General features: G+C 53.7%; 16 protein-coding genes. 4 read left to right on the top strand and 12 right to left on the bottom strand.

Annotated features, from left to right (window positions below; genetic code table 11):
- Positions 1-258 precede the first annotated feature (258 nt).
- From AC2FIZ_RS19995 to AC2FIZ_RS20030, 8 genes are all read right to left on the bottom strand, one after another.
- Positions 259-1,623 (bottom strand): aminotransferase, encoded by a 1,365-nt coding sequence (locus AC2FIZ_RS19995; protein WP_281973935.1) that lies wholly within the window; start codon positions 1,621-1,623, stop codon positions 259-261.
- A complete protein-coding gene (locus AC2FIZ_RS20000) occupies positions 1,616-3,178 on the bottom strand; it encodes a trimethylamine methyltransferase family protein (RefSeq protein ID WP_496694672.1) in 1,563 nt (520 codons plus the stop codon). Before AC2FIZ_RS20000 ends, AC2FIZ_RS19995 begins: the two co-directional genes overlap by 8 nt.
- Positions 3,171-4,403, bottom strand: coding sequence for an aromatic ring-hydroxylating oxygenase subunit alpha (locus AC2FIZ_RS20005; RefSeq protein WP_496791566.1), 1,233 nt, complete (start codon positions 4,401-4,403; stop codon positions 3,171-3,173). Before AC2FIZ_RS20005 ends, AC2FIZ_RS20000 begins: the two co-directional genes overlap by 8 nt.
- Positions 4,403-6,463 (bottom strand): oxidoreductase, encoded by a 2,061-nt coding sequence (locus AC2FIZ_RS20010; RefSeq protein ID WP_496791567.1) that lies wholly within the window; start codon positions 6,461-6,463, stop codon positions 4,403-4,405. Before AC2FIZ_RS20010 ends, AC2FIZ_RS20005 begins: the two co-directional genes overlap by 1 nt.
- A gap of 61 nt (positions 6,464-6,524) precedes the next feature.
- Entirely contained in the window at positions 6,525-7,586 is a 1,062-nt protein-coding gene (locus AC2FIZ_RS20015; protein WP_281973932.1) for an extracellular solute-binding protein, read from the bottom strand.
- A gap of 1 nt (position 7,587) precedes the next feature.
- Entirely contained in the window at positions 7,588-8,700 is a 1,113-nt protein-coding gene (locus AC2FIZ_RS20020; RefSeq protein WP_142640357.1) for an ABC transporter ATP-binding protein, read from the bottom strand.
- Entirely contained in the window at positions 8,697-9,485 is a 789-nt protein-coding gene (locus AC2FIZ_RS20025) for an ABC transporter permease (RefSeq protein WP_142640356.1), read from the bottom strand. The genes AC2FIZ_RS20020 and AC2FIZ_RS20025 overlap by 4 nt, the downstream gene beginning before the upstream one ends.
- Entirely contained in the window at positions 9,482-10,351 is an 870-nt protein-coding gene (locus AC2FIZ_RS20030; protein ID WP_425595931.1) for an ABC transporter permease, read from the bottom strand. The genes AC2FIZ_RS20025 and AC2FIZ_RS20030 overlap by 4 nt, the downstream gene beginning before the upstream one ends.
- A 109-nt stretch (positions 10,352-10,460) precedes the next feature.
- Here AC2FIZ_RS20030 and AC2FIZ_RS20035 point away from each other — a divergent pair, with 109 nt between their 5' ends.
- Both AC2FIZ_RS20035 and AC2FIZ_RS20040 read left to right on the top strand, forming a co-directional pair.
- Complete coding sequence (locus AC2FIZ_RS20035) at positions 10,461-11,114, top strand: TetR family transcriptional regulator C-terminal domain-containing protein (protein WP_271952668.1); 654 nt, start codon at positions 10,461-10,463, stop codon at positions 11,112-11,114.
- A 446-nt stretch (positions 11,115-11,560) separates the two neighbouring features.
- A complete protein-coding gene (locus AC2FIZ_RS20040; RefSeq protein WP_281996117.1) occupies positions 11,561-12,511 on the top strand; it encodes a proline racemase family protein in 951 nt (316 codons plus the stop codon).
- A 708-nt stretch (positions 12,512-13,219) separates the two neighbouring features.
- On the opposite strand, the gene AC2FIZ_RS20045 is transcribed toward AC2FIZ_RS20040, so the two are convergent.
- The 4 genes from AC2FIZ_RS20045 to AC2FIZ_RS20060 all read right to left on the bottom strand — a co-directional run bounded on the left by AC2FIZ_RS20045 (position 13,220) and on the right by AC2FIZ_RS20060 (position 15,024).
- Positions 13,220-13,534: a monooxygenase gene (locus AC2FIZ_RS20045; RefSeq protein WP_142640352.1), complete on the bottom strand. Its 315-nt coding sequence runs from the start codon at positions 13,532-13,534 to the stop codon at positions 13,220-13,222.
- Positions 13,535-13,564: 30 nt separating this feature from the next.
- Positions 13,565-13,942 (bottom strand): hypothetical protein, encoded by a 378-nt coding sequence (locus AC2FIZ_RS20050; RefSeq protein ID WP_281973929.1) that lies wholly within the window; start codon positions 13,940-13,942, stop codon positions 13,565-13,567.
- Positions 13,943-13,953: 11 nt separating this feature from the next.
- Positions 13,954-14,397, bottom strand: coding sequence for a MarR family winged helix-turn-helix transcriptional regulator (locus AC2FIZ_RS20055; RefSeq protein WP_281996116.1), 444 nt, complete (start codon positions 14,395-14,397; stop codon positions 13,954-13,956).
- A gap of 168 nt (positions 14,398-14,565) precedes the next feature.
- On the bottom strand, positions 14,566-15,024 hold the full coding sequence (locus AC2FIZ_RS20060) for an Lrp/AsnC family transcriptional regulator (protein WP_281996122.1): 459 nt from the start codon (positions 15,022-15,024) through the stop codon (positions 14,566-14,568).
- Positions 15,025-15,137: 113 nt separating this feature from the next.
- Here AC2FIZ_RS20060 and AC2FIZ_RS20065 point away from each other — a divergent pair, with 113 nt between their 5' ends.
- The gene (locus AC2FIZ_RS20065; protein ID WP_281973927.1) at positions 15,138-16,343 is read left to right on the top strand and encodes a methionine gamma-lyase; all 1,206 of its coding nucleotides are present in this window, start codon (positions 15,138-15,140) and stop codon (positions 16,341-16,343) included.
- 11 nt (positions 16,344-16,354) lie between these two features.
- Entirely contained in the window at positions 16,355-18,730 is a 2,376-nt protein-coding gene (locus AC2FIZ_RS20070) for a thiamine pyrophosphate-binding protein (RefSeq protein WP_281996115.1), read from the top strand.
- The last annotated feature ends 467 nt before the right edge of the window (positions 18,731-19,197 follow it).

The following is a 19,197-nucleotide window of genomic DNA, read 5'->3' on the forward strand; positions in this document are numbered from 1 at the left end:
AATATCAATATATTACACACCGCGCCCGAGCGGGCTTTTGCGTTGCGCCATCACAACTGAAAGCACCGTGGAAGCAAGCAGTACGAGAAAAACACTGTGACGGACCCGTAATAGATAATGCCAACTAGTAGGTTACCGTCGCTGTCAAAACCTTCTTCAGATCCGTCAAGGCCGAACGGTTTTGGCAAAGATCGTGGAGCATACGACAATACGCTGAAATGGCGACCTCCGGGCTATCGCAACAATAGCGCAAGCAATTCATTGGCCTCTAATCCCGCTGAGCCACGTACTTGTCGCTTCAAGCCCTTTTCGCAAGACATCGAACATTTGCTCAATTTCGCTCTCGCTAATGATAAGCGGCGGTGAAAGAACACACATGTTGATCACAGGTCGAACCAATAACCCACGTTTCTGGCATTCGATATCGATCTGGCTACCAATCTCGTAGTCGCACCCCAGATCGCTCTGGGGATCACCATCGACTGAGCATTGAACGCATCCCATCAACCCCATGCCGCGCACATCGGTAACGATGTCAATCTGACCCAACTGCTGTAGCTGATCCTGAAAAATCGGAGTGACCCTTCGAACGTGTTCGAGAAGCCTTTCCCGTTCAATAATTTCCATACTTTTCAGACCAGCGGCCGCGCTGACCGGGTGACCGGAATAGGTATAACCATTAGAAAAGGTTGCATCTTTTCCCGCAACATCGGCGATTAGCCTGTCCGAGATAATCGCGGCACCCATCGGCGCATACCCAGATGTCATTCCTTTGGCGCAGGTGACTATGTCTGGCTGAATGCCAAAGACTGTTTCTGACGCAAACCAATGGCCCAATCGCCCGAAAGCCGTCACTACTTCGTCGGAAATGTATAGAACATCGTACTTCCTGCAGATGTTTAGGCAACTTTCGTGATACCCTTTCGGCGGCACGATCACGCCACCAGAGGCAAGAACCGGTTCGGCGATAAAAGCGGCAACATTTTCTGGGCCAAGCGCCACAATGGCGTTTTCCAGGTCCGAAACTTTCTCTTTCAGAAAGCTCTCTTCGCTTTGACCAGGCGCACGATAAAGCGGATTCACGTCTGGCAAGAAATGTGCGAGGTCATCTGCCTTGTCGAGCCAAAGCCTGTCACGCTCTTTTCCACTGACGCTGGCCGCCAGATAAGTGCTTCCGTGATAGGCTTTTTGCCGTGAAATGATTTTCTTTTTCTCGGGGCGTCCCAAGAGGTTGTTGCGGAAATGGACAAACCGGATGGCCGTATCAACCGCAGTGGAACCGCCGGTGGTAAAAAAGACATTGTTCAAGTCGCCCGGCGCACGTTTGGCGATTTCGCGCGCGAACCGCGCGGCAGTCGAGTTGGAGTTGTTAAAGGGCGAGAAATAAGCAAGGTTCCGAGCCTGCTCAGCCATGGCCTCGGCCATCTCCTCTCGGCCATAACCGATCTGGGTGCACCACATGCCTCCCGGTCCGTCGATCAAGCGTTCGCCTTTTTCGTTCATGACATGGATGCCGCTGGCACCTTCAATAAATGTCCGGTCGTTTTTGCCCAAGGTTGCCATACCTTCCCACGGGTGCAGGAAGTGGTCGTTGTCCCAGTGCTTGACGTTAGAGTTATCCACGGCGGGCCATGCTTTCTGTGCTCATCACAATTGGGAATTCTTCGCGAACCTGAGCGTCTGAGGCGCCGAAGTAGTTGGGGAAATGGCTATCGAGAATGGAATTGACCTTGTCACGGGCACGGTCCAGAAGATCAGTTTTGCCTTCGTTTTCCCATGTGTCCGTGCGCTCACGATCCATGAGCCGTGGGTAGACGAATTCGCTGTTCATATAGCTCAGTGTGTGCGGGTTGCCGAGAAAATGACCAGGGTCGATGGCACACTGGTGGATCACATCCACCGCCATGGTTTCATCCGTGACTTCAATCCCGCGCAACGACCGCAGGATCATACCGCCCGCTTCGTCATCGATGACCATGCTTTCAAAACTGCATCCCATCAGGCTACCGATCATACCCCCGAACTCGCACAAACGATTGGCACCGGCATGAGCGGCAAGCGTGAAGGTTAGTGCCTTTTCCAACCCGTATTGCGCGTCGGGTATCTTAGCATCGGTCATGCCTGCGCCGACAGAGGTTGGAAGGCCATAAAAGTTACCCATCTGAATGGCTGCGGCCCCGATCAGAGCCTGTTCGCCACTGCCGCCGGTGAACGACCCGCTGCGCAGGTCAGTGATGAAGGGCCAGGCGGCAAAGCAGACCGGACAACCTGGTGTGATGAGGTTTACGATGGCAACGCAGGCCAGCGTTTCGGCCACGGTTTGCACCAGCGTTCCCGCAAGTGTAGCGGGGGCTGTGGCCCCGGCTTGAGGAGGCACCGCCAAATCAACCGTCAGGCCCAACTTGGCGGTATCAATCAGGATTTCCATGTTTTCCTTGCCGACCCGCAAGGGGGAAACCATGGGGCAGCCACCAAATATGACGCTTGGCTTTTTCATGAAAGCCCCTTCGCCACCTTGAGCAAAATCAAACATGCGGATGGCATGCGGAATATGGCTGCGGTCGCGAAAAGTCAGACAGGCCGGTTTTTGACTGCCTGCGAGCATGGCATAAATGGTGTTCATGTCGTGAGCGAAATCATCAGTCACATCGGTGGCCAAAACTGTGTCGCCCAGCATATGGATGTTGTCCAAACGGTCCACCAGACGGGTGAAATCATAGACATCGCGCAGGATCGACGGGCGATAAGTTTTGGTCTCGGAATCGAAAGTGGTGACGGCGGTGCCAGAGTTGGCGAAGTAAACGCTTTCTGCCGAGCAATGCATGTCGTCTTTGCCTTCACGCTCTCCGCGGGCATAGACGTAAAACTCCTTGGCCGCACCAGCCAGAATGTCTTCCATCAGGGCGCGTGGGAAGCACAGCCGATTGAGGTCATTCATCACCGCGCCCTTGGGCAGCACCAGATCAAGCAGTTCCGGGAAATGGTCGGTGACGCCCGTGTTTTCCAGAACGGTCAGGGCCGCTTTGTGGATGTTCTCCATATCTGTTTGGGTCAACGGCTTATAGCGTCCGCCGCTTAAGCCTCCACGCACGGCCTCGTTGCCCGTGGTTGCCTGTTGCACCTTTATGCGCGCGGCGCGCCCACCACCACCGCGACGGCGTGATTTTACCTCAGCCATTACCGGCCATCCTTTGTTCTGGTTCCGGACTGATCATGGCGAAATAGAAATCGTAAAAATCCTGGATCGCGGTTTCCATTTCACCCAAGGGGCCCGGTTGGAAGTATTGAGAATTAACGCCGGACTGGTTGTGGCGAATGATGCGTTCGTCATCCAAAGATGTGACATGCCAAAGCCAGGTCAGGTCTTCCTTGTCGTAATCCTGGCCTTCTTCGGCGTCAGCGCGAACCAGCCAGACCACCTGAATGTCGGTTTCCTGCAGACCACGTGGAACAAAGCGGTAACCCACCATGTGATCCGAATAGATCAGGAACCAATTCAATGGACCAATATCAAAGTCAGTTGCGCCACCGTCGAAGCCTTTCAGCGTTCCAAGCAATGGCGCAAGCGCCTCGCCCGATTTGCTGCCGGTTTTGTAACCTTGGTAAAGCGGGTAGCGCCGATAGTACCCGCTGGTGAATGGGGTGGGCGCAGCCTCGCCAACAAGCACCAATTCATCGGGTGTCAGCCCGACTTCTACAGCCCTTGCATTTAGCGGCTCGACCAAGCCAGCCATGTCTTGTGGCGATTTCAGGCTATGAGAACGAGAATATTCTTTGTGTGCTGGTCCGCAGTGGTAACATTCAAGATAGTTCTCAACCGCCAGTTTCCAATTCGCTGGAACCGGAAATGATGCCGTATGCGCAATTTTCAAATCGTCTAAACCATAGGGTTTGACCAAAGGCGCAAGTTGGCTGAGGACAGGATCTAGCGATGGCGTGTTTGCATCGGCACCGACAAAGATCAAGCCTTTAAAGACACTCACCTGAACGGGAAAGAGCCCGAATTTGGATGGGTCAAAGTGTTCCCCCATATTGTGGCCTGCACGTAGTTTTCCCGATAGCTCATATGTCCAGGCGTGATACGGGCAAGCAAGAACACGGGAGTTGCCAGACTGTTCAGTGCAGACGCGAGATCCACGATGGCGGCAAACATTCAGATGAGCGCGAATTTCACCATCGCGGTCGCGAACAATAATGATGGACTCCGGGCCATAGTCGAACAGAAAATAGTCTCCGGGGTTTGGGATTTGGCTGACATGCCCTGCCCAAAGCCAATTACGGTTCCAGACCTGGGCAATGTCATAGTTATAGATGTCTTGCGAGGTATAGAATTCACGCGGCAGCGCGTGGCCGTACTGATGTGAGGTCATCAAAGCATCTAACTCAAACGGTCGGCTGTTCATCACGTTTCCTCCAAATCGACTATCTCGCGGCGAAACCAATCCTTGTCTGCTTCTGCCTTGAGGCGTTCAAAATCGCGTGCCGCGCGGTGGCCTGCGAAGACTGCGTCCACGATCAGCCCTGGAGACGCGGCATCGCCTATAAGTTCGAGGGTCTTCAACCCAACCCCGCGCAAGCTGTCGTAAAGCGCTGTCTCTCGCTGGCGCTCGGTAACCAGAACTGCCGAGGCACAGGGAATACTCGCTTCGCGACCGGTAAAGGCACATCCGATGCGGGCCATGTCACCTTCAACCGCGGTCAGCACCTGATTGCAGCGAATGTCTATGCCAAGTTCGATCAGACGAGCCTGAATACGGGGCTGCTCCAAAGTATGTACGGCGTAAGCAGAGACCAAACTCTCCGGCGTGACAAAGACCACCGGATATCCGGCAGCTGCCAGTTTTTCTGCAATCACGCCTGCCAGATAGATATGGTCATCATCATAGATCATCACCGGGCCATCCGGAGGCAGAAGGCCGTTCATGATGTCATCAGGTGTCAGCACTCTGGCGCTTTGCTCGATATGAGGCATACGGCGCTGGGTGTTTCGCCCCATGCCATCCGTACGCCAACGGCTGCCGGTGGCGACAAAGACGTGTTCGACGCCAAGCTCTGCCACCTGATCGCCGTCAAGTCTGCTGTCGGTGAACAACTGAACGTTGCCGCGCTGTTTCAGATCATTCAGGCGATAGTCGACGACGCGCGACCAGGCCGCTAGGCCGGGAAGCCTGCTTTCCTTTGCGACACGTCCACCAAATTCAGCTGAGGCTTCGGCCAAGGTCACCTGATAGCCGCGCCGTGCGATTTGCATGGCACACTCAAGACCCGCGGGTCCGCCACCGATTACCAGTGCTTCCGCCTCGCTTTTTTTCGGTGCAATGATCTCGGGGTGCCAGCCGCGACGCCATTCCTCGCCCATGGTCGGGTTTTGGGTGCAGCGGATCGGAATACCCAGATTGTCCGAAGACACGCAGATGTTGCAGCCGATGCATTCGCGAATTTCGTCGATCCTGCCTTCTTCAATCTTCTTCGGTATGAACGGGTCCGCAATAGAAGGTCGCGCCGCTCCGATAAGGTCGACAATACCTTTCTTGACCATCGACAGCATCATATCGGGGGAGGTCAGGCGACCGACACCTACCACGGGTTTCCGTGTGATCTGTTTGACGTGGGACAGAAACGCGTTCTGATAACCATCTTCCGGCTGGAATCTGGTTGTGGCACTGTCATTGGACCAGTCGGCCACATTCACATCCCATAGGTCAGGAAGATCGGCCAAAAGCTCGACCACGGCACGGCCTTCTTCTGCGGCCTGCATACCGTCGGCGCCCACCATCTCATCAATGGCAAAGCGGAGCGCCACAGCGCAGCTGTCACCTACAGCTTCGTGGGTATCTTCCAGCAATTCGCGCGTCAGGCGCACGCGATTTTCAAGCGACCCGCCATATTCATCACTACGCTGGTTCATATGAGGTAGCATGAAATGTTGCGCCAAAGTCATGTTATGTCCGGCATAGACGTAAATGATGTCAAATCCGGCATCTTTCGCGCGCAGGGCGGCCTCGCGATGCCAGCGGCGGAATTCCCAGATATCGGCCTTATCCATGGCCTGCGCCTGCTTGGGATGCGTCGTATCGACGGACATCTCGGACGGAGCAAGAACCGGGGCGCGGGTCAGCAAGTTTTGCGCATGATTGCCATTATGTACCAGCTGGATGGCCGCCAACGCACCATGTGCATGTATTGCATCTGTCATCAACCGCAACGCAGGCACATCGCGTCCATCCCACAATCGCCCCTCGGCATAGGGGGACAAGTCCGAGGTCGGGTGTATCTCGGTCTCCTGATTGGAAACCACTGCCCAACCACCTTCAGCCTTCATTCCGCGGACGGCAGCATCCGCCCGTGGCCTGAGGTGTCCCAGCCCGGTGCAATGCGGCACCTGATAAAAGCGGTTTCTGGCTGTGACGGGCCCGATCTGAATCGGTTCGAAGAGCAGAGCGTATGGGTTCGCGTCCGACATAATCACGCGTTTTTCCTATATTTGGGTTCCGGAGCCCGAAGGCCCCGGAAATATGGTTGTGTTAGAATCCGGCTTTGATCCGTTCAAATTCTGCCAGCATTTTTGCCTCCAACTCGGGATTCACCGCGTCAAAGAACAAACTGCTTTCGAAGAAGCTTTTCGGATCGGCAAAACCATAGGCTTCGATATTGGCTTGATCGGCGACTTCGAACGCTTTTGCGTTGGAATGCGGGTAGCCCCAGTTGTCGATGATGTATTGGCCGCTTGCAGGATCAGTGAGCGCGTTCAACAGATCATAGACCTGATCGACCGGTGTCGTGGAAGACTTCAGATGCACGTAGCCACAGGCCCAGGTCGCGATACCTTTGTCGACGTCACGCATCATGGCGGCAGGCACTTCGTTCCAGATCAGGTTCAGTTCGGACTGGTTCCAGGCCCAACCCATTTCGATCTCACCGCTGGTCATGGCCTGATCAAACTGACCCGCATCGGACCAGTAAAAGCGCATGTTTGGGTGGATTGAGCGCAGGAAATCCGATGCTTCTTTGAACTGCTCATCGCTCAGATTTGTGTAATCATCAGCGTTTCCAGTGGCCAGCGCAGCCAGGGCATATGCAGACGACGCCGCATCCGGGATCGCGATCTTACCTGCATAGGCCGGGTCAGCCAGCAATTGCAGAGAGATATCATCCCCCGAGATTTTGTCGGTACGATAGATAAGACCCGTGTTCCCCCACTCGAACGGCAACATGTAAAGCTGGCCGTCCAGGACGATGGCGTCGACTTCCTTAATCTCAGGTAAAACATCGGCCCAGTTGGTCAGTTTGCTTTCATCCAGGGGCTGGATCAGGTCGGCTGCGACCCATTTCCGGACCGCGTCAGAACAAGGATGCGCCAGATCAGCCGTGAAACCCGAACTCAGTTTCGTGAAGGCTTCCTCCTGACTTCCAAAATAGGAATAGCTTGGCGCCTCATCCCCGTATTTTTCCATGTAGCTGGCAAAGAACCCGGGGTCTTCATATCCCGACCAGTCAAAAACCGTTAGATCAGCGCCACCTGCTATGGCACTTCCCGTGCTTATTGCCGTCGCACATGCGAAGGCCGCAATTCCCTGAACTCTCATTTTATCCTCCCACTATTTTACTATGGTCTGTACCAAGATCGATCACGCTTGCACCCTGAAGCCCCAGCCAAACTGCGTCGCCGCGTTTGAAATCGACCGTGTGAAAGTAGTTGGGAACCGAGACCGAGATTGGCTTTTCGGCTCCCGCAACCTGAATGTGATAGTGAATGTTCTCGCCATAGAAGGCGACATTGCTGACAGTGCCTTGAACCGTTGATGGATAGTCTTCTGGCTTTTCAGCTGCGATTTCCAATTGTTCCGGGCGAATACCGATGTTCATGTCTTTAGAGCTGGTCGCAACGTTGGGATTTCTCTCAATCTCAATCCGCCCGAAGGCGGCTGCATCGATCGACAACATATTGCCGGTTTCGCCCGACAACTGGGCAGGCAGTATGTTCATCTCACCGATGAAACTGGCCACTTGCTGATCACAGGGACGGGCATAAAGCGTGGTTGGTGTATCCACCTGCTTGAGCCGTCCGTCGAACATCACACCAATACGGTCGGACATCGTCATTGCCTCATATTGGTCATGGGTGACCATCACAAAGGTGATGCCAAGCGACTGCTGCAGATTGCGCATTTCAAACTGCATCTGCTCGCGTAGTTTCTTGTCGAGAGCTGACAAGGGCTCGTCCAGTAACAACACCTTGGGTCGCATGATCAGCGCGCGGGCGAGCGCCACCCTTTGCCGCTGCCCACCCGACAACTCACTTGCGCCGCGATCCTGAAGACCGCCCAGCTCGACCATTTCCAGGGCCTCAGCTACGCGCTGTTCGATCTCGGCCTTGGGCGCCTTGCCCCGTAATCCATAGGCCACGTTGTTCCCGACGTTCAGATGCGGGAAGATCGCGTAGCTCTGAAAGACCATGTTCGTTGGACGGTTGTTGGCAGGCACACCTTCCATATCCTGACCGTCGATCAGCACGGTACCCTTGGTCGGTTCCTGGAAGCCCGCGATCATCCGCAATACCGTGGTCTTGCCGCATCCCGAGGGGCCGAGGAGCGAGAAAAACTCGCCCTCTTTGAGATCGAGATCGATCCCGCTCGCAGCCAGGAATGTGCCATAGCGCTTTTCGACGCCCCTGAGTTCTATGATGTTTCTGTCTGTCATCGGACCTCTGATGCGGATGAGCGGCGGCGGAAATACTCGGCCAGCACCAAAAGCAGAACCGAGGTGAGCAGCAGGATAGAACCCAAGGCCAAAACGTTTGGAAGCTTGGCGGGGAAACGGATCTGGCTCCAGATATAGACCGGCAGGGTTGGCTGGTTGCCGGACAGGAAAAAGGCTAGGACGAACTCATCGAAGCTAACCGTAAAAGTGACCAGCATGCTGGCTACGATGCCGGGGGAAACGACCGGCAGCGTCACGCGACGGAAGGTTTCGAACACGCCGACGCCCAGATCGTAGGATGCCTCTTCCAGCGACGCGTCGAAGTCATCGAACGCGGACTTCAAGATCGAAACGGAAAATGGCAGCGCAAGAAACGTATGGCCCAGAACTACGGTCAGCAGAGATGGTTTGAGACCGAGAAACAGAAACAGAACCAGCATTGACGAAGCCACGATAATACCCGGGATAACCAAAGGCAGCATTACCAGACCTTCAGCTGCACGCTGACCCCGAAAACGGTACCGAACAAAGGCGCGCGCGGCGAACAGCCCCATAGCGGTAGATAGAATTGCGACGACCGTGCCGACACCCAGCGAATTCCAAAGGGCCTGGATCAGCGTATCCTGCTCGCCCAGTTTCCGATACCAGTCCAGCGTCCAGCCTTTTATCGGAAAGGCAACGATTGTACCGCTGTTGAACGAGAACAAAGGTAGGAAAAGAACCGGCAGGTACAGAAAAACCAAATACAGGAAAGCATAGGCTGTCAGGGTCGAGGGGCGCTTCATCTGATCCTCCTCCCAAACTGGGTGGCGGTAATAACAAACACGATGGCGACGAAGCCGACCGACAGCATCGCGATCAGCGAAAGTGTGGCGCCGAGAGGCCAGTTGTTAGCGGCCCCGAATTGCACCTGAATAAGATTGGCGATCATCTTCCCGTCCGATCCGCCGACCAGCGCTGGAGTCACGTAGTCACCGACAGTCGGAATGAAGATGATCAGGCAAGCCGCAATGATCCCTGGGATGGTCAACGGCAGCGTCACCCGCATGAAGCGTTGCAAAGGACTGTTGCCGAGGTCGGTGGCGGCCTCCAACAGGCTTGGATCGATCTTCTGCAACGAGACATAGATCGGCAGGATCGCAAAAGGTGCCCAGGCATGGGCAAGCGTCAGTACGACAGCGAATTCATTATAGAGCAAGAAGTCGAGCGGTTCGTCGATCAGACCAAGCATCAGTAGTGCAGAATTCATCACCCCGTTGAACCCAAGGATGAGCTTCCAAGCAAATACGCGCAGCAGATAGCTGGACCAGAACGGAATGGTGATGAGCAGAAGCCAGATAGTCTTTTTCCGGGCCTTCATCGCGATGAAGTACGCGATGGGATAGGCCAGTGCGACAGTGACTATCGTAACTGCTCCGGCAATCCAGATCGACCTTAGCATTAAATGTCGAACCAGCGGATCGGCAAACGCGTCGCTATAGTTTTTCAGCGTCGGTGTCTTGTCGAGCGTTACGTAGGTTTGGGTCCAGAATGAATAGGCGATCAGGATCACCAAAGGCGCCGCCACCAGAAACCCCACGTATGCCGTGGCTGGTGCGCTGAGGGTATAACCCCGGGACGCTTCGCTACGAAAAATCACCCTATCTCCCATCTCGGTACTTACGAGTCTCTAATGGACGATCGTCCATTTAATGTTGCGCCAGAAAGGCCTTTCGTGTCAATCTTCCTGTGAGCCACCCATATGAGAAGACCCTAAGCTGATGGAATCATTGAATAGAGTAACAGAGCCTAAAGGAAGAAAGCGTAGCTCGAAGCGCGATCCAGAGGCCAACAGGCAGCTTCTGATAAAGGCGACACTGGATACTATTGCTGATATTGGAGTCACCGACACCTCGGTCAGTCGCATTTGCGAGCGCTCAGGTCTGTCGCGCGGAATGATCCATTTGCATTTCGGGGGGAAGGACAATTTGCTGACAGCAGCGGCCCAGCATTTCAGTACTGAGTATTATGCCGAGATGGACAGAATGACCGAACTGGGCTCGGATGCATCGCCCGAGGAGCGGGTGATGGCTGTGATCGAGGCGGATCTATCCGAAGCTTTGCTCAATCCACGAAGTACGAAAATCTGGCATGCATTCCGAGGCATCGCGAGCTCACACCCTGGTATTGCCCGATACAGCAGCACTCAGGATCCCAAACTTGTCGAGACTTTGCGGCGTGCATTCACGGAGATAGCCCAACAAAACGGACATGATCCGAACTTGGTGAATGATGCCACTAGCGGAACGTTGGCCTTACTGGAAGGTATGTGGGTAAATTACCTTACCGATATGCAGGTTTTTTCGCGACGACGCTCTGCTGAACTTATTCGAAGATTTTTAGGCGGGCTTTTTCCAGGAAAATTCAAGTTGTGAGCCTTCGCGACGCTCAGGTTTGAGATGGAAACAATGCCTCTTCCTGGAAAGCAACTACTGGTATTGGTGAGGCCTCTAGCGTCTAAGTAGCATCCACCTAGCTATTGAAAAATCTCGACGTCCGCTGTGCGCTATTAGCGGACTTTCACAATTAAACTTTGTAGTCCGAGATGCGCAACAAAGTGAGGTTTTGCAGCATTATTGACGTCGTGGTGTGGCTACGCACCCGTTGGTCCAATCTTCAAGCTGGTCGGGAAAAGCATCGACTGACTTCGCTCGGCGCCTGCGATAAATCTCGACATACATGCCTCCAGCCTTTGCCGAAAAGCATACATCATCCAGAGTTTTCACACAGACTCAGTCCAATACACCATCAGCTGAAAGCAAGCATGGATGTTTGCAGCCAGAAGCTACAAGGTAGCACACGATATCCAGGACACCGAACAATGCCTAAAAAACACCAGGGACAAACGGTTGCGATAGATGTTGATCTCGCTGGAGATATTCTTCGAGTGGCGGTTTCTGGTCTTCCTAAACTAGTTTCTAGGAACGCGGCTAGCGCCTTGCTGGAGCTTCGTTCGGATCACGAACAGTTTCGGGGGTTTTTGAACCTCCCACCAAATGGAAACCACCTCATCAACTCTTGCCTACTCTATCCACCCTTTGAGCAAGGTACCGATGGGGCACTTTTTCTAGCCTCTCAGTTTGCATACGCACCATATGCCGGAACCGCACTCATGGCTGCAGCCACCATAATTGCGAGCGCGAAGCGTCAAGCATTAGCCAAAGATCAACAAGTTGTTGCTTTAGAAACAGCAAATGGTGTCATGGAAGTACAAGTAACCCGAACAGATAGCGTTATGACACATGCCAAGTGGTTTACTGTCAAGCCCAAGCTATTGATTAATAATCAAATATTGAATCTTCCTCTAAGTGGAAACATTCCAGTTTCTCTAGTCGATGCCGGGTTGCCGTATTTGGTTGTCGATGCAGACTATCTAGGTATTTCGCTTAGTGAGCGCCAAAAATTGACCAACGCTGCAATTGAGTTAAGCGGGGCGGCTAGTAAACAATTTCCGATGTCCAATTTTGGTATTGGCGGCAGCTACGGTAAATACTTGGTCATGTTCAGTTCGAAATCAGGGAAGAACCATATTAAAACTGTCTGGGCCTCTGAAAAGGGAGAACTGGCAAATTCGGCTGGGGGGACAGGCGCATTGTCTGTTGTGGTGGCGTGCGAGGGCAACGGGTCAATATCTCCCGGCAGGTCCGTGACAATCGAAGCACCGGGCGGAATTTTTGAATGCCAAGTTGTCGGTCAATTCGCCACTGTATCAGCAGAAGTTAGGATCGTTGCAAGGCATAGCTTTCCTTCTTTTTACTACGCTAATCCGTAAGGCAGCTTTTTAAATTGGGTGTTTGGGTGCAGAACCCTAACAAACCGAGCAACTGAATTCCATTCTGCCAGAACCCGTTGTGGCGCCTTAATTGCAACCCAGTGCCTGGTAGGGCCACTGAAAGCTTCGGACATTGCCGACGAGAGTATTGGGCCGACCCCCGACGAATATTCGGAAAGGCCTTCTGCGGGCAAGTTTTTCGCCCATCTTCACTAAAATCTGGGTTTTTTAGCTCAATCAGCCCAAATCGGACATTGGTCGTGGCAGTAAAGAACGACAGGAGTACACTAAAGGCACCAAAATCAGCGTGCTTTCTTGATCTTTATTTTGTCAAGCTTCGCTCTGCTCTTGGTCGATTCCTCAGAGCGCGTGAGAGCTTTGGCAATGGCCTTCAAGCCCATCCCCTTTGACACCAGTAGGTGCAATTTTGAATTTCCTCTTGTGTCCAAGCTTGACGGTGACGCTCAAATCGTTCTGCCATGGTTTTCGTCTACCTTATCAATGTGTCTGATCTGTCATAAAGCAAGGTGGTCGTGTTGACGCCAGCTCAAGCAAAATCACGAGTATCTTAGTGAAGAAGCGGTGATACCAAACGCTACAAATGACAGACCCAGCCCAAAGCGGACAATCAAGACCAAACTTTGCAATTCCGGATAGCGGACCGAACCGGACATCAACGTTTAGCGTGCCAATGTCCGTCATTGCTCGTCAGCCTTCAAGTGGGGCTCTGTTGATGCGACTGACCTCCTCCATAATGTCGAAAACATGGTCGGCGGTCACTGTGATCCCTATCGCTTCCAGGCGCTTCAGATGCATACTTTTATAGCTTTCCAGATATTCGCGGTTCCGAAACAGGTATGTGGACCCATAGTGATTGGTTCCATCTTCGACAGTCCAAATCTTCCAGATTATTCCCGGCTCCTCCGCGATACTCTTTGCAAGTTGCTCGGTGCCGGCGAGAAATTCTTCTGTGATCGGACCTTCATAGGTCATATGCAGATCCCAGACTTTCAGTGTACTCATGTTTAGTTTCCTTTGTGAGTTTGGGAAAGTTCAGCGGTTTTTCCCGAGTTGGTAGAAGCATAGGACCGCAAGCAAGGCGAAGAAGATGGGGTCAGACCAGCCAAACCCGGTGAAAACTCCTGTCAGGCAGGCGTAAAGCGTGATGATGACGCCAAGTAGATTGGTCCACATCAATCCTGTGAGAAGGGCGATTGCAGCTTCACTGCCATGTTCTACGTCCCGAAACAGGAAGATGATGATCCCGATGCCGCCCAGAAATATCGAGTTATGCTGTGACAAGAACACAGCGTATTGGTCGTTTAATTGCAGGCCGTAGTTCGGCCAGAGGATGGCCGGGGCAAAGAACAGCGCGAGTGCGAACAACATGTAAATCACGCCATGCGCGGTCAGGAGTGTTTTGTTAGGCATGTTACGACTTTCTAAGGTTGAGGCAGTTTTTTTCGGAGGTGGTTGAGTGTCTTGATCGTCTGGCGTTTGTCCTGCACGCTGAGATCACCAAAAATCTGTTCCAGAGCTTGATTGTGGAGTGGAAGGAATTCGGCCACTTTTTGGCGCCCGGCTGCGGTCAGTAACAGAACACGCGCCCGTCTGTCGGTTTCATCGACACTCTTTTCCACCCATCCGGCTTGAACCAGGTTTTTGACAACCACATCCAGGTTGCCAGATGTAGACAGAGTCAGCCGCATCAGATCGTTGATTGACAGCGGCCCCTTGTTGCTAAGTGTTTCCAGCGCGTCCCATTGGGGCGCTGTAAGGCCCGCCGAACGAAACGCTGACACCATAGCGCGCATGAACAATTGCTGACTGCGTAGCAGGGCCAGCACCAGGGTTTGGTTTTCTCGGGCTTGATCTTTATGTCTCATGTTGCGCACATATCCCTAGTTAGGGATAAATTCAAGTACTCCCCATAGAATGACCTAATCCACTCATTCGTTCGATGTGCAGCATTTGTTGGAATGACGCATAAAGCGAGCTTTCGCTGCATCTGCGCTAATGTCCGTAATCATTTCATCTCAGTTCATCAAGCAACGTTACTCTGTCACTGGAAATACATTTGTCTTCTTGACAACTCCGTAGACAAAGCTGCTGTCCATGGAGGCAATACCTCCAAGAGGATGCAACTTTCTGCGAACGAATTTTTCGTAATCTGAAAGATCAGCCACGACCACACGAAGCAGGTAATCCGATGAGCCGGTCATAACGAAACACTCCAGTACCTGGTCAATCCGCGCAATGGCTGCTTCGAATTTCTTTACTGTCGCTTCAGTATGGCTTTCCAGTTTGACGTGAACGAATACCGTTACCGGCAACCCGTAGGCCTCGGCGTCTATGTTGGCGCAATAGCCGGTGATGATTCCATTTTGCTCGAGCAGCTTCAGCCGCCTCAGACAGGGCGAAGGTGACAAGTTCACCTCTGCTGCCAAGTCTTGATTCGTCATTCGACCATTGCGCTGCAACGCTCGAATGATCTGTTGGTCTTTACGGTCTATTTTTTTCATAGATTAGCATATACTGCTACAAACGAGGTAGTATAAGACATTTTTGGAATATTTTACCACTCGTGTCGTCATACTCTGCTTCTTGAAAACCAAGGAGTCACCCAATGCGCAACCGCCCCGACAGCTTCTCCACTCTTGCCATTCACCATGGCTATAACCCGATGGAAAACGAAGGAGCGTTGACGCCTCCGCTGCATCTGACCTCGACATTCGCTTTCGAAACCGCGGAAGCAGGCGGTGCGATGTTCGCGGGCGAGCAGGCAGGGCATGTTTATTCGCGCATCTCGAACCCGACTTGCGATTTGCTGGAGCAACGCATCGCGGTGCTTGAGGGGGCAGAGGCAGGATTGGCCCTGGCCTCGGGGATGGGGGCGATCACTGCAACGATGTGGACTCTTCTTGCCCCGGGGGATGAGGTCATTCTCGACAAGACGCTCTATGGCTGCACATTTTCCTTCATGCGGCACGGGCTGGCAAAATTCGGTGTGACAGTGACCCATGTGGATCTGACGGAGCCGGAAAACCTGATAGAGGCGATCAGCGGAAAAACCAAGGTGGTCTATTTTGAAACACCCGCCAATCCGAATATGCGCCTTGTAGATATCCAGTCTGTATCAGCCATTGCCCATGCCAACGGCGCCTACGTGGTGGTGGATAATACCTATGCCACGCCCTATCTGACCCAGCCAATCAAACATGGCGCAGATATCGTTCTGCACTCGGCGACGAAATATCTAGGCGGTCACGGAGATGTTGTTGCAGGGTTGCTGGCCGGATCGACCGAGCTGGTGACTGAAATCCGCCTTTATGGGATGAAGGATATGACCGGCGCGGTCATGGCCCCGTTTAACGCGATGCTCATACTGCGCGGCCTCAAGACACTGGAATTGCGCATGGATCGGCATTGCAGCAGCGCTGCGACCATCGCCGAATATCTGGAGCAATCCGCCGGTGTGCGAAAGGTCTGGTATCCGGGACTGAGCAGTTTCGAACAGCATGATGTCGCGCAGCGGCAGATGTCCAAATTCGGCGGCATGATTGCATTTGAACTGGATGGCGGTCTGGAAGCAGGGCGCGCGATGATGAACAGACTGCAAATGATCACCCGCGCCGTATCATTGGGAGATGCTGAAACACTGGTGCAGCACCCGGCCAGCATGACCCACTCTACCTATACGCCTGAAGAACGCGCCGCACATGGCATCAGCGATGGGCTGGTGCGATTGTCCATTGGCCTGGAGGGGATCGACGACGTGATCCACGATCTCGAACAAGCCTTGCCAAGACCCCCTGTCCGCAGCGCAGCTTAAGGAAATTGACCATGTCCATTGATCTCAAAACAATTGAACAACGTTTGCTGTGGCTGTCCCACTGGATGATCCACCATGCGAACCACATTCGGCCCAAAGCTGACGGGATCAAGGTTGGCGGGCATCAGGCGTCTTCGGCGTCGATGGTATCGATCATGACCGCGTTATATTTTCAGACCCTGCGCCCGGAAGATCGCGTAGCAGTCAAACCGCATGCCTCGCCGGTCTTTCACGCGATTCAGTATCTGATGGGCAACCAGACCCGTGAGAAGTTGGAGAACTTTCGCGGATTTGGTGGCGCGCAAAGCTATCCTTCCCGCACGAAAGATATCGATGACGTGGATTTTTCGACCGGTTCGGTGGGCCTTGGCGTTGCTATCACCTCGTTTGCGTCACTTGTGCAGGATTATGTACAGGCCAAATCCTGGGGCGATACGCAAAAGCTTGGACGCATGATCGCATTGGTTGGCGATGCTGAGCTGGACGAAGGCAATATCTATGAGGCACTGCAAGAGGGATGGAAGAACGATCTGCGTAATTGCTGGTGGATCATTGATTATAACCGCCAGTCATTGGACGGCGTCGTGCGTGAAGGACTGTTCCAACGGATTGAGCAAATCTTCGACGCCTTCGGATGGGATGTTGTGCGGGTTAAATACGGCGCTTTGCAACGCGCTGCGTTTAAAGAGCCGGGCGGAGAGAAGCTGCGTCAATGGATTGATCAGTGCCCCAACCAGCTCTACTCGGCACTGACCTTCATGGGGGGCGCGGTGTGGCGCGAGCGACTGATGGAAACCCTCGGCGATCAAGGCGACGTAAGCGCGTTGCTTGATGCGCGCAGCGATGACGAACTGGCCGCTCTGATGGAAAATCTGGGTGGGAACTGCGTCACCACCATGGCAGATACCTTCGCCGCAATAGATCACGACCGCCCGGTCTGTTTCCTTGCCTATACGATCAAGGGCTGGGGGACGCCGATTGCTGGCCACAAGGACAACCATGGTGGGTTGATGAACAAGACTCAGATGGCCGAATGGAAGAAATTCATGGGTGTTACTGAGGGTGATGAATGGGAGCGCTTTGCCACCATCGCAGACCCGGCAGCGTTTGAAGAAATGCTGGCAAAGACGCCCTTCTTCGCCAGCGGGCCGCGCCGATACTCAGATGACGTTATCGACGTCCCCTCAGTTGAGTTGGATCCGGGTCGTGAAATCTCGACTCAAATGGCATTCGGCAAGATACTGGATGACCTGTCCAAAGGCAACAGCGCGCTGGCCGAGCGGATCGTGACGACCTCTCCGGATGTGACCGGCACAACCAATCTTGGCCCTTGGGTCAATCGCAGGAAACTGTTTGCGCGCACCCATCAATCCGACACTTTCAAGGCTGAAAATATCCCCTCCACCGCGAAGTGGGAGTTTACACCAGATGGTCAGCATATCGAACTTGGCATTGCTGAAATGAACCTGTTTTTGCTTCTGGCGGCGGCAGGGCTTTCGCACTCGGTTTTTGGCAAAAGGCTTATTCCCATTGGAACGGTCTATGATCCTTTTGTGTCCCGTGGCTTGGATGCGTTGAATTACGCCTGTTATCAGGATGCCCGTTTCATGATCGTTGGCACGCCCTCTGGCGTCACTTTGGCGCCGGAAGGCGGGGCGCATCAATCAATCGCGTCGCCGCTGATTGGCATGTCGCAAGACGGGTTGGCCGCATTTGAGCCCGCCTTTGCGGATGAATTGGCGGTCATCATGGAATGGGCCTTTGCCTATATGCAAAAAGATGGCGAGGGAGATCCCGATGAACGCACCTGGTTGCGCGACGAGACCGGCGGTTCGGTCTATTTACGTCTGACGACCAACCCGATTGAGCAGCCCGGTAAACGCGTGGATGACGATTTCCGTCAGGGGGCCATCGACGGTGCCTATTGGCTACGCAAACCGGGACCGAACTGCGAAGTTGTCATTGCTTATCAGGGCGCGGTTGCCCAGGAGGCCATCAGGGCAGCGGGCCATATCGCCCAGGGGCGGCGGGATGTCGGCGTTCTGGCAGTGACCTCTGCCGACCGGTTGAACGCCGGCTGGACTGCAGCGCAACGGGCGCGCACAAATGGCATTCGGGGCGCTGAGGCACATATCGAAACGCTGCTGGCAGATGTGCCGCGCGACTGCGCATTGATCACAGTGATCGACGGACACCCGGCAACGTTGTCCTGGTTGGGTGCCGTTCATGGCCACAAAACGATTCCGCACGGTGTGGAGCATTTCGGCCAAACCGGGTCTATTGCGGATTTGTACCGTCATTTCCGCATTGACGCTAACGCGTTGATCCAATCAGTAGGCGAATTGTCCCATGGTCGTAAAATCCCTCAGATTGTGGCTATAGCATAGCAGCAGCAGACATTGGATCACGTTGCTGCGTCTGCAACTATGGGCTCTCCTGTCGCCACTCTCTGCGGAGCGCTTCAACTGGTGGTAAGAGCCCATTTTGTGAGTCCGGTTTTCATGCTGCGTGCGCTCGCGGTGTGGGAAATGCTGCGGTAGCGTAAAGTATGGTGCTGTCGGGCAGCGGGAAATGTCGCCATTCGTGCAGAGTGCAGCAAGGATCAGGGACTGAATTCACACATCGCGCACGAAGCTGACCTTGATGGTCACAGACTGAACGTCGGCTTCTGGCATCGTTGCGTGTGCTCTTCCTACAGGGCAAATAAAAACGGGCGGTCCGTTTCGAGCAAACTTACAATACCGGGCAATATTCTTATTCTATCTTCTTCTTTCCAACTAGGGTCAGGACTCATAGCCAATAGATGACGAGAGCTGCGATGGCGATTGCTGAGAGGAAGACCTTCGGGCACCTG

Source organism: Ruegeria sp. CDSB022 (assembly GCF_059611145.1).